The organism is Neobacillus sp. D3-1R (assembly GCF_052180215.1).
GTDB lineage: Bacteria > Bacillota > Bacilli > Bacillales > Cytobacillaceae > Pseudoneobacillus.
The window spans coordinates 4,536,358-4,550,919 of the sequence record NZ_CP197471.1 but is presented as its reverse complement, the minus strand read 5'-3'; the positions used below and the strand labels follow the sequence as shown (position 1 = coordinate 4,550,919).

Sequence of the window (14,562 nt, the reverse complement as noted above, 5' to 3'; positions counted from 1 at the left end):
TCCTATCAGGGCAAAAACAAAGAGCACCTGATTAGGGTGCCCTTAAAAATTTTACTTTTGAGTTTCTTCGTCTTCTTTTGAAAGAGTAGATGGTGCTTGCTCTTCTTTCTTAGTATGAATGTTTACCTTTACATCGTCAGCCTTTTTTTCATCAAGAATCAGGTCTTGACCAGTTGCGGAACGGTCCGGAAGCGCTCCTGTTTCAACAAGACTGTTAATTTGTTCTGCGTCAAGAGTTTCAACTTCTAATAAAGTAGTAGCAATTAGATCTAATTTACTGCGATTTTCGTTAATGATCTTCGTTGCTCTTTCATAACTTTCTTTAATAATACGTTGAATCTCTAAATCAATTTCATAGGCAATTTTCTCAGAATAATTTTGTTCGTTATTAATATCACGACCTAAGAATACTTGACCTTGAGACTGTCCAAATTGAAGCGGTCCAAGCTTTTCGCTCATTCCGTATTCTGTAACCATTCTTCTCGCAATATTCGTTGCACGCTGGAAGTCATTATGTGCACCGGTACTTACTTCATTAAAAACAATTTCTTCTGCCACACGACCACCAAGTAAGCCAACAATTTTATCAAGAAGTTCTTGCTTTGTTGCAAGGAAACGGTCTTCTCTAGGAAGCATAACCGCATATCCACCCGCTTGACCACGAGGGACGATGGTTACTTTATGAACCATATCGGCTTCGTTTAGAACAACTCCAATAATGGTATGACCCGCTTCGTGGAAAGCAACAATATTTCGTTCTTTCTTTGAAATGACGCGTGTCTTTTTCGCAGGACCAGCAATAACGCGGTCTGTCGCTTCATCGATATCGTCCATTTCAATTTTCTTTTTGTTTTGACGAGCAGCTACTAATGCTGCTTCGTTTAATAAGTTTTCTAAATCTGCTCCTGAGAATCCAGGAGTTCTCTGTGCAATACTCTTTAAATTAACAGCGCTATCAAGCGGTTTATTTCGAGCATGAACTTTTAATACAGCTTCACGTCCTTTTACATCTGGACGATCAACCGTAATTTGGCGGTCGAAACGCCCTGGACGTAAAAGGGCTGGGTCTAGAATATCGGCACGGTTCGTTGCAGCAATCATAATAATTCCTTCATTCCCACCGAAACCATCCATTTCTACTAACAACTGATTAAGGGTTTGTTCACGTTCATCATGTCCGCCACCTAATCCTGCTCCACGTTGACGACCTACAGCATCAATCTCATCAATAAAGATGATACATGGTGCATTCTTTTTAGCGTTTTCAAATAAATCACGTACACGTGATGCCCCTACTCCGACAAACATTTCAACGAAGTCAGAACCACTAATAGAGAAGAACGGTACTCCAGCTTCTCCAGCTACGGCACGAGCAAGTAAGGTTTTACCTGTTCCTGGAGGTCCAACTAATAAAACCCCTTTTGGAATACGTGCACCTAATTCAGCAAACTTGCGAGGGTCCTTTAAGAACTCTACAACCTCCACAAGTTCTTGTTTCTCTTCATCGGCACCAGCAACATCATTAAATCGTACTTTCTTTTTATCATCATTGTAAAGCTTAGCTTTACTCTTTCCAAAATTCATTACTCGACTTCCGCCGCCTTGAGCTTGATTTAAAAGGAAGAAGAATAAAATGAAAATGATGACAAATGGGATAATGGATGTAAAGAAGGTTACCCATCCACTTGTTTCTTTTGCTTTAACAACATCAAGTTTCACCTTGCCAGTAGCAGCTGCTTGATCAATTCGATTTAGCATTGGGTCATTATTTGTCGTATAAGTGACGAAAAACTTTTTCTCATCATACCCTTTAAGCTGTCCTCGAATCTCGTATACCCCACCATCAGGCTGCATCGAAACCGATTTAACATCACCTTTTTCTAAGTGACTAACGAACGTATCATAACTCATATTTTCAGTTGGTTCGTTGCTGCCATTAAAAAAGCTAACAACCCCGATTATGACTAAAAATATTAATAAATAAAATATCGTATTACGGAAGATCCGATTCATCCCTTGCCTCCTCCCACGGTAAACAAACTATACTAAATGTTATCATAGTAAATCATGGTAATTCAAGAAATTAACCTATTTGTCCTTCATTTTGAAATAAAAATGTGTCTTTTCTTTTTTCTATATATACCTTTAAGAAAAAAGTTTTATTCTTTTTTACTCACTTTTTGTGTAAACTTCTGGTTTTAATACGCCGATGTATGGAAGATTTCTATATTTTTCGGCATAATCCAACCCATATCCTACCACGAATTCATCTGGGACGATGAAACCAACATAGTCAGCTTCAATATCTGCTTTACGTCCAGTTGGTTTATCTAAAAGTGTAACAATTTTAATGGATTTAGCTTTACGATAACGGAAAAGTTCAACTAGGTAACTTAACGTTAATCCACTGTCAATAATATCTTCGATGATTAAAAGATCTCTTCCTTCTACTGATGTATCCAAATCCTTTAATATTTTTACCTCTCCAGAAGAGACCGTTGAATTACCATAACTAGAAACATCCATAAAGTCCATTTCTAAATACGTATCCATTCTCTTTAAAAGATCGCCCATAAAAGGCATTGCACCCTTTAAAACTCCAATTGCCAAAGGAAAGCGGTCATGATAATCCTCTGTTAACTGCTTTGCTAATTCCTTTGTTTTTTGTTGGATTTCCTCTTCAGAAAAGAGTATTTTTTCTATATCCTTTTGCATCATCGTTCATTGCCTCCTAGAAGAATCATTGCTTATGATAGGTTAAAAGTAGATAGTGATCTAAAGCTTCCTCACTTGCTTCATCTTTTGACTTCTTTAATTCAGGAATCCACAGAATGGTTCCATTTCCATCTGTAATAATAGGCCATTCCGCACGGGATGACAGTGGAATTTTTTGTTCAATAAATATATCTTTTATCTTTTTTGTTCCACTCATACCTTTTGGTTGTATCCGATCCCCTTTTTTTCTTGTACGTACGATAATAGGAAAAACAATGTTTTGGGGATTTAATAACATGGTATTTAGACCCGTGTTCTCTTCCTTACCCTCTACATACTTAAAAGTAAACGTATTACCATTTGGTAATTTAATTACTTCAGGTCTTTCTAATTCAAACAAGTAAGGTGTTATTTCCTTTTGTTCAAATTGAAAATGACATTTCTGATAAGAGCGGAGGATGTGAAGACCTTCTGGGAAATCAAGATTGCCAGATGGATGAGGATTCTTTATTAAGTCAATAATTAAATCAATATGTATAGCCGCTAAAGACGAAGGTCTTACCTTATAAAGATAGTTTAATATTAGTTGAATCCCTCTTCTTTGTAAAGGCATTGGCATCGCAAGAAACTTTTCGATATTTATCGTGAGTTCAGCTTCATTTCTACTTTCAATAACTGTATTCATTCTTTCAGCTGTTAATTCCTCCAGAAAGCTTTCATCCTGATAAAGTTCCTCACTCATCCTTTGAAACTGTTCATGGACAGCTGGATTTTCTTTCTTTAAAAAAGGGACTACCTCTAATCGAAATCGATTACGACTATAATAAGGTTTTTCATTACTTGGGTCCCTTCTAGGGTCCAACTGATGTTCCTTACAATAATCCTCAATTTCCTGTTTATTTACGGCCAAAAACGGGCGAATAATCTCGCCACTTTGAAAGGTTCTTTTAAAAGCAATTCCAGCTCTAGCTTTACCAGTACTTCCTCGAGTCATTCTCATAAGCATTGTTTCAATCTGATCATCCCCATGGTGGCCAAGTATTAGATAATCGGCTTGATATTTTCCCATCATGTCAGAAAAAAACTGATAACGACATTCCCTTGCTCCTACTTGTACACTTTTACCTGATGATTTCATATATTCTTCCACATTGATTTGAACCCATTCATAATTAACGTTCAATTCTTCACAAAACTCTTTGACAAAGATTGCTTCTTGATAAGATTGTTCACCCCGAAACATATGATCCACATGTGCTGCTGTAATTGTCAGGTCCCATTGTTCTCGTTTTCTCCATAAGAAGTAAAGTAACCCTAAAGAATCTGGTCCGCCGGAAACCCCAACAACTACTTTTTTTCCATATAAGGATAAAGAATGATGGTTAAGAAATGCTTCTACCTTTTGTTCGAACATATCAATTCTTCCTTGTTTTTGATTTTCTTCATAAGAATAACATTTTTCACATCATTCCTCCAAAGAACTAAGCGCTTCATACGACTAATTCCGGAAAAAAGAGATACCTTTTCATTGAGCCCCAACGAGCAAATTATTATACGGATTAAAAATAAAAAGGTTTCAATTATTTTAAATTAATTGTCCTAGGATATAGAAAATATAAAGTAAAGTAACGATAAATATAATTAAGAAGGTTTCTAGAAAACCATGATGTTTCTTGTTTTGTTTATTTACTTGGCGCGAACTAGAATTTTTTATGCTCTGTGTTTTCTGCATTCTGGTCGATTGTGTTTGAACCGTTTTTTTGGTTGATGATGAAGATGGACTATCATTTACAATATTTAACAAATGTTTCCGCATATCTTTTGCACTATTAAAATGTCCATTTAAGGCATAAAGAATGAAGTTTTCATATTTAGCAAGCTCCGGTTTTGCCTTTATCATTTGCGATAGTTGATGAACTCCGCCAACTGTTTTATTAAATCTTTTAGGATAAGCAGTATTTATGAAAATCATCCCTACTGCAAATAAGTCATATTTATAGTCTGCTTTTCTCGAGCCTAAACCCCAATAACCTCTATCATAAAACTCCGTAAATTCCTTGATTGCTCTACCTTGAATTGTCGTACCACCTACATCAATACATCTAATCTTTGGAGGGGGACCTTGAACAATTAAATTTTCAGGTTTAAGATCTCCAAATACCCAACCATTTTCATGAAGTCTTTCTAAATCGGTTAATAACTGTAATACTAAAATCGGAACCCAAGACTTACCTTTTTGTTCAATAAATTCCAAAAAATTTAATCCGTGAATATATTCCATGACATAGAAGGAAACCATACCTGTTCTTCTTACCCAGTCATCTACATCAAGTAAAGAAGGTCCGAGGGTAGACCCTTGGACCTTTGCAAAGGATTTTAATACGTTAACCTCTGAGGTAATGGACATCCCGTTATCACTCATTTTTAATGCTACATACTGACCTTTACTTTTGGCCAAATAAACGATTCCATTTGCCCCAAACCCTAACTCCTTGACAATCGTGTACTGATTTTGATGCCATTTACCCTTAATGACCGTTCCAATATCCAGTTTACACTGATTCTTCAAAGAATGATTCATCATCACGGGATAACAAACTCCTTAATGAACGTTTTTTCTTAAAGGAAGATAAGGCTTCACGAATAGCTGGACCTGTAGGAGTAATACCTCCAGTTGTTAATTTTGGAAAAATACTAGTCAATACTTCAAGCTTTGGAGTCCAGTCTAACAATTTTTCGACATCATTCTTTTTCCCGGGAAATACAAAGACGGAAAATCTATTTTCACCTGACCGAGCATTTAAACTTAGTGATAAATCTAGTAAGGCATCTTTTACAGTAGGTAATTTATGCTTCATACTGGCGCTTGTATCAACCAGTACTAATACATCTAAATCGACCGTTTCCCCTAATTCATCCACCACTTCCATTACCTCTCCTCTTTTTTCAGGCGGTAAATCTTCAACCGTTTTTGAGGAACCTAAAATTTGCTGCAGCTCACGGTTTACAACACCGTGGATAGTTTGGGTCATTGCTTTTCTAGTAACCATTTGTACGGTTTGCGAGAGTTGCTGTGTGTAAACCACTTGGCTTACTCCACCGCCAGATAAAGCAATTCCTTCTATTTCATTCATCCCTTTTTCATCAATTACATCTTGATCCACAACCCCAATGACATTGACGGTTATTCCTTGTTCTTTAGCAAGTGCCGCCATAGCAATAGGGTCTTCCCCCGAATTTGAACATCCATCTGTTATTAATAATATCTGTTTGATTTTACCTGTATTCATATCATAACTCCCCTCCATGGTAGAATTATTACCATTTTCGACGGGAATTTAGGTATTTATACATGAATAATCAAGAAGTTGGTTACATTAAAAGGTTATGCTTTCTTACGCTTTTGTACCGGGATAGTCGCCCATTTTGGTGTATTGTGTTTGATTTTCGCCACCATAACGGTCATATCATCTTCAATCGAACCGGCACGAGAACGGATAACCTCCTCCATAATAAGGTCTGCTATCTCTTGTGGATCATTTGTTTGGATTTCTGTAATTTTTCGTTTCATCCATAAATCAAAGTTCTCAACATGCTTCGGCCCTTCAAATACACCATCACTCATCATAATAAGTAGATCACCAGCTTTTAATTGTTCACTAACTACATCCACTTCAAATTCTTGGATGATGCCCATTGGTAAATTACTAGCTTGGATCTTCGTTACTTTTCCAGCCCTTTTTATAAAGCTTGGAGTAGAGCCAATCTTTAAAAATTTTGCCGTCGCATTCTGTAGATCTAGCATAGCCAAATCTAGTGTAGAGAAGATTTCATCGGTTGTGCGTAAAGAAAGAACAGAGTTGACAGATTTTATGGCAACCTTTTCTTCAATTCCTGATTGTAAAATCTTTTGTAAAAGCTGAAGAGTTTCCTGACTTTCATAATGAGCTCTTTCCCCATTCCCCATTCCATCACTGATGGCGATGGCTAATTTTCCACAGCCAAGCTCAATCATCGAATAGCTATCACCAGATACTAAACCGCCATCCTTGGCAGCATGGGCCACACCGGTATCCACAGCATACGCTTTAGCAGAGCGGAACGTAACGTGACAGAATCCATTTGGATAGGTTGAACATTCCTCTGAATTTACCACGATGGTTTCACCTAAAATGTCCGATAACATTGGCGCTATTAATTTTTCACACTCCCCATGCCCCCCGCAATATGGAATGGTCATATCAATATCTACATTTCCTTGGTCCAAACTGTAAATTTCAACGTTTTCAATATGAATACCAAATTCCTGCAATGCTTCTAATATTTGATCCTCTTGTTTATGGTGGGTTTCTCTTTCTCTTTGAATCTCCTTTGCGAAATCTCCCATTACTTCAGAAACACCTAGTAACTGATCAGCAACAAGACGTCTGCTTTCTTGCACTTGACGCTTTAATTTTTGATTTGCCTGGAAAAGGGTTAATTCCTGCTGCATAGTAGCAATAACCTTCTTAGAATGAATACAATGCTTTTCCCAATTTCGTGATGTTTTAGAAGAAACCGTTCCTACATTTTCATCCATTTCATACATAATTTCTTTCATTTGTTCATAGGTTGTATTAAAGTTCTTTGTCCAACATTGTTCTTTCTTAAAACAGGTTTGGCACGTCTTTTCTGTCACATTACTAAGAAAATAATCCAATTCCTTCTCAGAATCCAATTCGTCTACTTTCCCATCAATGTTTGAAAAACTATTGGATAATGCCTCAAAAACAGTAGAAAACTTAGCAACCCTTTGAGCTGTAACATCTCGCATTTTACGCATATATTGCTGCTGTTCTGCCGCATATTCTGTTGTTCCCGGAATATATTTAGCTACCTTTGAAGTAAATACCTGTGGCGTAAGCAAAAATAGTAGAATCGCAACAGCTGTTTCTAAAAGACTAATGGACAAAGTTCCTGCGCCTTCGCCATACATACCAATGAGTAAAGTTGAAATAAACAAGCCAAGGGAAACACCGATTTTTTTCCCTTCTTTTAATAAACCGCCCAGTACTCCCGAAAAAGCTAATAAACTCATATGATAAAAGCTCGATATATTCGCAAGGCTAAAGATTAATCCTGTAACCACTCCGACTGTGGAACCCATTGTAGCCCCAGCTACAAAGGAAAATACTAAAACTAAGTATCGTGAAAGGATATGTTCAATAGACAGGTCATACACTTTCCAGCCAATGGTTCCTGTCATAACGGAGGCTAACATAATAATTAAGCAAACAATCTCTTCTGTTTTTAAAGCTTGCTTTCGTTTATTCATGGTTAATAAAGGAATACTTTGCAGAAAAATAAGGGTGAGGATAAAACCCAAACTAGCTTCAACACCAGCCATAAGACCATCATAAATAGTTACTTGGCTAGTAAGAATAAAAGCCTTAGCTATTTTTCCAACCAGTAGAATAGAAAAAACCAAAAACGGTAATACCTTTATTTCATTGTTTATCCATCTACTAAAAAGTCTATAAATGACTAGAAATAATGAGATTGTAAAAAATGAATAGCCCGCTTGAATAAATGATAATGTTGCAGCCCCTCCGATTAATCCAATTAAGGCAATAGGTGCTTTATCCCTTCTTATAAAATATACTGCTGCAAAAAACGGAAGACTAAAAGGAGTAAGCTTCGCTAATATTAAGGCTCGTCCTAATAAAAAGCCTATTAAAAGGAGTAGAAAACCCTTTTTAATAAAAAAGGTTTCCAACTTTAGCTGGAACTTTTTTAAACCCTTAGAGAAATCCAAATGAGGACGATCAAAATTTACATCCCCAATCGGTTCAATTAAATTCCTTTCTGCCTTTTCCATTTACTACACTCCTTAAACTGATATCGTTGCCATTTATTATAAAAGTCAAAAAATTAGAAGTTTGTCAAAATACAGGACAAGTATAGGCTTTTTCTTCGACTGATTTCTTGTTTATACCCAATAAGGGAACAAATATCATTTTGTTGCCAAAGTCTAACTGCAACTATTACTCTTTATTCTTCTAAGATTGTATCTCTATTGGTTATTCTCCTTTGTTGCATCTTGACGAAGTAGAAAATTAATGTCGACAATTATTGTGAAATATATTGACATAACAATTATCCGAATGTATTATAGTTCTTGTGTCTTATTTACGGCGGTGTAGCTCAGCTGGCTAGAGCGTACGGTTCATACCCGTAAGGTCGGGGGTTCGATCCCCTCCGCCGCTATAACGTAAAAAGAGGAAATCCATTTTGGATTTCCTCTTTTTTTTCGTTCAAACTTGTCTATTGAATTTTGATAAATATAAAAACAGGTCTGAACTCAGACCTGTTTTTAACTGCCTAATTTGTATATGAAAGAAGCAGCAAGTTAACCGCGTCTAGCTCCTCTACCGCCACGTTTTGATTCTGTATTGCGTTTTAGAGAAGATAAACGATCTTCACTATCCTTTAAGAAGCGAGCCATTTTCGATTCGAAGTTTTCTCGTTGTCCACCCTGTTGGCGATCATTTGATCTGCCTTGACGTGGACGCCCACCGCCACCATGGCCACCACCATATGAAGGTCTTTCTGGTCTTTCTGGTCTTTCCGATCTTTCCGGTTGTGGTCTATCTTTTGCTTTCTTAATAGATAGTCCAATCTTACCATCCTTTTCCACATTAATGACCTTCACTTCAACCATGTCGCCAACTTTTAAATGCTCGTTAATATCCTTAACGTAATTATCAGCAACCTCACTAATGTGAACTAAACCAGTTGAACCTTCCGGTAACTCTACAAACGCACCGAAATTTGTAATCCCTGTTACTTTCCCTTGTAACTTGCTGCCTACTTCGATTGACATAAAAAGAAACTTCCTCCTTAGAGATATAAAAAATCAATATTACTCTATATTATACAGAATGTAAAAAATAAGTGTCAACTTGACAGCTAATCTGATGATTTTTCTTCATCATTTTCTGGAAGATTAAAAATAATTTCATTCTTTTCAGATAAGAAATATTCTTTTCTTGCAAGCTTTGCGATATATTCATCGTCATTTAATTTTACAATATCTTCTTTTAATATTTGCTGTTTCTTTTCTAAGCCTGCAAGCTGTTTTTCTAACTGCTTCTTTTGAGCAACTTTATCCTCTAAGGCAGAAAGTTGTGTCATATAGGTAGTAATCATTAAAAAAGCAACAAAACCAGCAAACAGGGAAAAAACAGTAAGTCTACGATAAAGAAGTTTACGCCTCTTCGTCGAATTCATTTCCATATTCTCATGTTGTATCGCATATTTTGTTTGCAGCTTGGTAATATTCCGCGAAGCGCTCATCCTTTACCTCCTTACTCCTTAGGTTTTTTCCACCTTTGGATCCATCCTTGAAAATAATTCTTTATTAAGGAAAAAATTCCTGCCATTTTATTATATAACTTCTCGACGGATTTTTTAATCTTTTTCGGCATAAGTTTCCAAAAAATTAGTAAAATCCAAAAAATAGGCTTAGAAAGTACAATAATAATCCATTTTACAATGTTAAAAAGAAGTCGAATAAGGGCTATTGAACCTCGATATAAGGCAAATAACAACGAAATGATTAGACTGAATAACCAAAGCAATGGTTTCCAAATAAGCAATAGAAAGGTTTTTTCACCAAAACGATAGGTTGAAATACAAAATTGAATAAACGTTTCTAGCAATCGTAAGTAAAACCTCTTAAACAAACTTTGATAAGCAGCAAACCCACATAACAATGCTAAAAATATATAAAACCTTATTTCACCTTGATTGACTAGAAATAAAGTATAAAAGATAGATAATCCTTGTGATAACCAAAAAAGAATATCATTAATAAATACAAACCATCGTTTTCTTTTGGGGCGATTTAAAAACCTTTGGTAAGTATCTAAGGAGGTACCAAATAGTACCCCCATACCTACCATTGAAAGCATGGTAAGGAATTGTGTTGAAAGTGTCATCGGAATAACTTACTAAAGAACCCTTTAGCTTTCTCCCCATGATGCTCATCTAAATAAACGAGGTCAAAAATCTTCCCTTTAATAGATACAATTCCTTTATCGACATCCAAGTTCTTCATTTGCAGGTTTTGTCCTCTGATCGCTAGAATACCCATTACTGTTTCCAAAAGGAACTCTTCATTATCAAAGCTTTCCACCTGCTTCACGCCTGTGATATCGAGTAAACGCCTGCTTCTCATTATCACATCATGTTCTGGAACAGTACTCTTTTGATTATTCGTATCATAATATTGACTCATTCTAATCCCCCACATTCCTCACAAACTTAACTTTGTACAAGTTTATGAATGGGTTAACCAGATTAGAACAAGCTTTTGTCCATTGGTTACTCCGCTTCTAGTTCCACTCTTTCTTCTTTTATTACGGTATACATCTCTGCTGCTTCTTCTTTTTTACTTGTTTCTTGAATTCGATCAATGCGAACTACTACTCTTTTATTACCAAATTGAACAGCCAGCTCATCCCCTACCTTTACCGTAGAGCTTGCTTTCGCCTGGTTCCCATTTATAGTAATTCGGCCTTGATCGGAAACTTCTTTAGCTAACGTTCTTCTTTTGATTAATCTTGAAACTTTTAAAAATTTATCTAATCTCATTTTTTTCTCAATCCCCTTAATTTCTATTCTTAAAGCCCTTGTCGTTTGGCTTCATCCCAAAATTGGTCTAATTCTTCTAAACTAAAGTCTTGAAACAACTTTCCGCTTTCTTTAACCTTTTTCTCAATAAAGTGGAATCTACGTTTGAATTTTTCATTTGCTTGGAACAAAGCCTCCTCTGGTTGGATTTTTAAAAATCTCCCCACATTGACTAAAGCAAATAAAATATCGCCATACTCCAGGATTAAATGTTCTTGATTCACTTGTTTTTTCGAGATTTCTACTTCTAATTCCTTTATTTCTTCCTGAACTTTTGCAAAAGCAGGTCCAATATCATCCCAATCAAAGCCGACCTTAGCCGCTTTTTTCTGTAATTCATAGGCTCGAATTAAATTAGGTAAGTCAAAACCTACGCCATCCAGGTAAGATTGTACTTCTCCTTGTTTTTCTTCTTTTTTAATGGCATCCCAAATACCTACTACTTCTTCAGCACTTTGGGCAGTTCTATCACCAAAAACATGAGGATGTCTTCTGACCATTTTATTCGAAAGATTTTCAATTACATCATCTACCGAAAAGTAGCCCTCATCCTCTCCAATTTGAGAATGCAGCATTACTTGAAGAAGAACATCTCCCAGTTCATCTATAAGGGAATCAATGTCACCATCGTTAATTGCTTCGATTACTTCATACGTTTCCTCAATTAAGTACTTTTTTAACGATTCATGTGTTTGTTTTTTATCCCATGGGCAACCATTTGGCCCACGGAGCTCGGCAATAATTTCTCTTAGTTTAAAAAATTGTTTTCTTAAAGGAAGATCTTCCTTTACAGGTGGAACATATAAAGAAGTTAAGTTATTTAATGTTACTTCCCGGTCCAATTCGAACAGTGGGACTTCTTTTATGAATTCTTCAGAACTTCCAGCTGCTGTTACAATAGTAACTGGATAATCGTCTGGAAGTTTCTCCATTAGAGTAAGCTTGACCTCAGATGCAACGAAGGAATCATACACTTGTGAAATAATCATGTGTTGTTGAATTTGTAATTGTTCTTTATGTAAAGCAGTACCATCTAGTAACTGAAAACCTTCAACAGGGTCAATTTTTAAAGCCTGAAATAAAGCATCAATGAAACTTTGACCCCCACTAATTTCAATTTCCACTTCTCCTTTTTCTTGCCTATTTATTAAAAGCTGAACCGTTCTTTCTGCCACTAAAGGGTGGCCCGGAACAGCATAAACGACTGGGCCATCCTTTACTTCTTTTAAAAGTTGTAAACAAATCTGTTCATAGACCTCTTCAAATTGGTCATGACTTTCATAAATATGATCAAAGGACGTATAGGTTACTCCTTCTGATTCTAATTCTTTCACTACTGGGTGCTCTTTTGTTCGCAAAAACAATCGGTTTTGCCCAAGAAGCTTTTTATAAACGCCTAAAGGTAATTGGTTTAAATCACCTGCACCTAGTCCAATAATTTCAATTTTATTTTGCATGGATGATTACTCCTTTTTCTTATTTGGAAGCAAGAACATCATTTTACTTCCAAATGGTAGTAACGCAATATCTTCAAAACGGAATACATTTGTTCTCATAATAATCATTATATAAATCATTCCACCGACAACCACACTGCTTAACGATTCAATCGTTGCGAATAATCGGTGGGAGTCTATGAAAAAGAATAAAAACGTGCTTATATATTGATAAATTTTAATACCAATAAACATAGATAATGATGCCAGCACAACTTTTACAAGAAAAATAGTCGGTATAATCGAACCGCTAATACGCCTTTTTAATCTCCACCATAATAATAAAAAGCCTATTGTTAAACTAATAATCGTTGCTAATGCGGCACCATAGGCACCTAAAAAAGGGATTAGACTTATATTTAATCCATATTTTATCGCAAACGAAAGAAGTATGATCCACGCTGGAAAAAACATGACTTCTAAGCCTTGCAGGATGGAAACAACCGTAAGTGTGACAGAACTTATTAGAATAACAAAAGTTAAAATGGCTAATATAGATGAACCATTTTGATTTTCATAGAGCATTTCGTTGGTAGAACGAATAATAGCCAATAACCCCACTGACGCGGCTGCTCCAATGACCAAGCTTGTTTGGATTGCAAAACGGATTTTATCAAATAACTCCTGTTTATTGGCTTTTATCCGCTCGCTTGAAATAAGAGGGACTAACGACAATGACATAGAGGTAGCCACAATGGATCCTAACTGAATAAGGGGCTGACCACGGTCATAAATCCCTTTTAACTCTTTCGCTGATTCTAAACGAATTCCTTTTTCAACTAAAAGGGATAGCATATTCAGCGAGTCACTTAGTTGCATAAAAATAAAAATCATACTACTTATACAAACAGCAAATCCTTGTATGACTAAAATTTTAAACACCTTTCTTAAATCGAAAAAAAGCTGTTGTGTCCATATTGTAGACCATTTATGCTTTTTTATTTCCTTTAGAAAAAATAAAATCAAAATCAGGATGGCTACTAGACCTCCTGTTATTGATCCAAAAGCAGCTCCTCCACCCACTATATAAAGAGAATAACCTCTATTTATTAATAAAATAGCGAGAGTAAGAATGGTCATTACTCTAAATAATTGCTCTGCTACTTGCGAAACGGCAGTCGGAACCATGTTACCCATACCTTGAAAATAGCCTCTTATAATGGAAATGATCGGCATAATGAGGAAAACAACGGAAATCACCTTAAACAAAATAGACAAATTGGGATCATCCATTTGAAGGGCAAGCCAGGAAGAACCATAGTATAATAATAAAAAGGAAATAATTCCGATGGCATATAACACGAAAAAGGATAAGAGTAAAAATTGTATCGCTTTTTCAGCTTGGTTTTTGGCCCTTAATTCAGAAAAATGTTTTGAAATAATGACCGGAAATCCATATGTAGATAAAGCTAATGCTATCCCAAAAAAGGGATATACTTGCTGGTATATATAAAAACCGACATCTCCTACGATATTCTGAAAAGGAACACGATACACAGCGCTTAAAATTTTGGTTATCAAAGCTCCTACTGTTAAAATAAACGCGCCTTTAAACCAGTCACTCGAACCTCTAGTGGGCTTCACTAGCCCAACTCCTTCCAATTTTAAAATTCGAGAGTATTATAGCACACCCTATTAGCAAAAAGACCCAAATCAATAGAAAAAGGTAGCAAAGTTG

Annotated in this window: 13 protein-coding genes and 1 tRNA gene; 1 reads left to right on the top strand and 13 read right to left on the bottom strand. The window is 36.0% G+C overall.

Going from position 1 to position 14,562, the window contains the following annotated elements:
* Positions 1-51: 51 nt before the first annotated feature.
* The 6 genes from ftsH to spoIIE form a co-directional block, all read right to left on the bottom strand.
* The gene (gene ftsH / locus ACSBPO_RS22870) at positions 52-2,013 is read right to left on the bottom strand and encodes an ATP-dependent zinc metalloprotease FtsH (RefSeq protein WP_442597396.1); all 1,962 of its coding nucleotides are present in this window, start codon (positions 2,011-2,013) and stop codon (positions 52-54) included.
* Between the two features lie 156 nt (positions 2,014-2,169).
* Positions 2,170-2,715: a hypoxanthine phosphoribosyltransferase gene (gene hpt, locus ACSBPO_RS22865; RefSeq protein ID WP_442600437.1), complete on the bottom strand. Its 546-nt coding sequence runs from the start codon at positions 2,713-2,715 to the stop codon at positions 2,170-2,172.
* Positions 2,716-2,740: 25 nt separating this feature from the next.
* Positions 2,741-4,129, bottom strand: coding sequence for a tRNA lysidine(34) synthetase TilS (gene tilS, locus ACSBPO_RS22860; protein WP_442597394.1), 1,389 nt, complete (start codon positions 4,127-4,129; stop codon positions 2,741-2,743).
* A 171-nt stretch (positions 4,130-4,300) separates the two neighbouring features.
* A complete protein-coding gene (locus tag ACSBPO_RS22855) occupies positions 4,301-5,299 on the bottom strand; it encodes a protein kinase domain-containing protein (RefSeq protein WP_442600436.1) in 999 nt (332 codons plus the stop codon).
* On the bottom strand, positions 5,268-6,005 hold the full coding sequence (locus ACSBPO_RS22850) for a VWA domain-containing protein (RefSeq protein ID WP_442597392.1): 738 nt from the start codon (positions 6,003-6,005) through the stop codon (positions 5,268-5,270). The genes ACSBPO_RS22855 and ACSBPO_RS22850 overlap by 32 nt, the downstream gene beginning before the upstream one ends.
* Before the next feature lie 95 nt (positions 6,006-6,100).
* Complete coding sequence (gene spoIIE, locus ACSBPO_RS22845; protein ID WP_442597390.1) at positions 6,101-8,572, bottom strand: stage II sporulation protein E; 2,472 nt, start codon at positions 8,570-8,572, stop codon at positions 6,101-6,103.
* Positions 8,573-8,887: 315 nt separating this feature from the next.
* On the opposite strand from spoIIE, the gene ACSBPO_RS22840 reads away from it, so the two are divergent.
* Positions 8,888-8,961 (top strand) — tRNA-Met (locus ACSBPO_RS22840).
* 142 nt (positions 8,962-9,103) lie between these two features.
* Here the strand turns inward: ACSBPO_RS22840 and ACSBPO_RS22835 are convergent.
* From ACSBPO_RS22835 to ACSBPO_RS22805, 7 genes are all read right to left on the bottom strand, one after another.
* Positions 9,104-9,577 (bottom strand): S1 domain-containing RNA-binding protein, encoded by a 474-nt coding sequence (locus ACSBPO_RS22835; RefSeq protein WP_442597388.1) that lies wholly within the window; start codon positions 9,575-9,577, stop codon positions 9,104-9,106.
* An 86-nt stretch (positions 9,578-9,663) separates the two neighbouring features.
* Positions 9,664-10,050 (bottom strand): FtsB family cell division protein, encoded by a 387-nt coding sequence (locus ACSBPO_RS22830; RefSeq protein WP_442597386.1) that lies wholly within the window; start codon positions 10,048-10,050, stop codon positions 9,664-9,666.
* Positions 10,051-10,061: 11 nt separating this feature from the next.
* Positions 10,062-10,694 carry a spore cortex biosynthesis protein YabQ gene (gene yabQ, locus ACSBPO_RS22825; protein ID WP_442597384.1) on the bottom strand — a complete coding sequence of 211 codons (633 nt, stop codon included), beginning with the start codon at positions 10,692-10,694 and terminating at the stop codon, positions 10,062-10,064.
* Entirely contained in the window at positions 10,691-10,993 is a 303-nt protein-coding gene (gene yabP, locus ACSBPO_RS22820) for a sporulation protein YabP (RefSeq protein ID WP_442597382.1), read from the bottom strand. Before yabP ends, yabQ begins: the two co-directional genes overlap by 4 nt.
* 86 nt (positions 10,994-11,079) lie before the next feature.
* Positions 11,080-11,349 carry an RNA-binding S4 domain-containing protein gene (locus ACSBPO_RS22815; protein ID WP_442597380.1) on the bottom strand — a complete coding sequence of 90 codons (270 nt, stop codon included), beginning with the start codon at positions 11,347-11,349 and terminating at the stop codon, positions 11,080-11,082.
* A 29-nt stretch (positions 11,350-11,378) separates the two neighbouring features.
* A complete protein-coding gene (gene mazG, locus ACSBPO_RS22810; RefSeq protein WP_442597378.1) occupies positions 11,379-12,845 on the bottom strand; it encodes a nucleoside triphosphate pyrophosphohydrolase in 1,467 nt (488 codons plus the stop codon).
* Positions 12,846-12,851: 6 nt separating this feature from the next.
* Entirely contained in the window at positions 12,852-14,468 is a 1,617-nt protein-coding gene (locus tag ACSBPO_RS22805) for a putative polysaccharide biosynthesis protein (RefSeq protein ID WP_442597376.1), read from the bottom strand.
* Positions 14,469-14,562 lie beyond the last annotated feature (94 nt).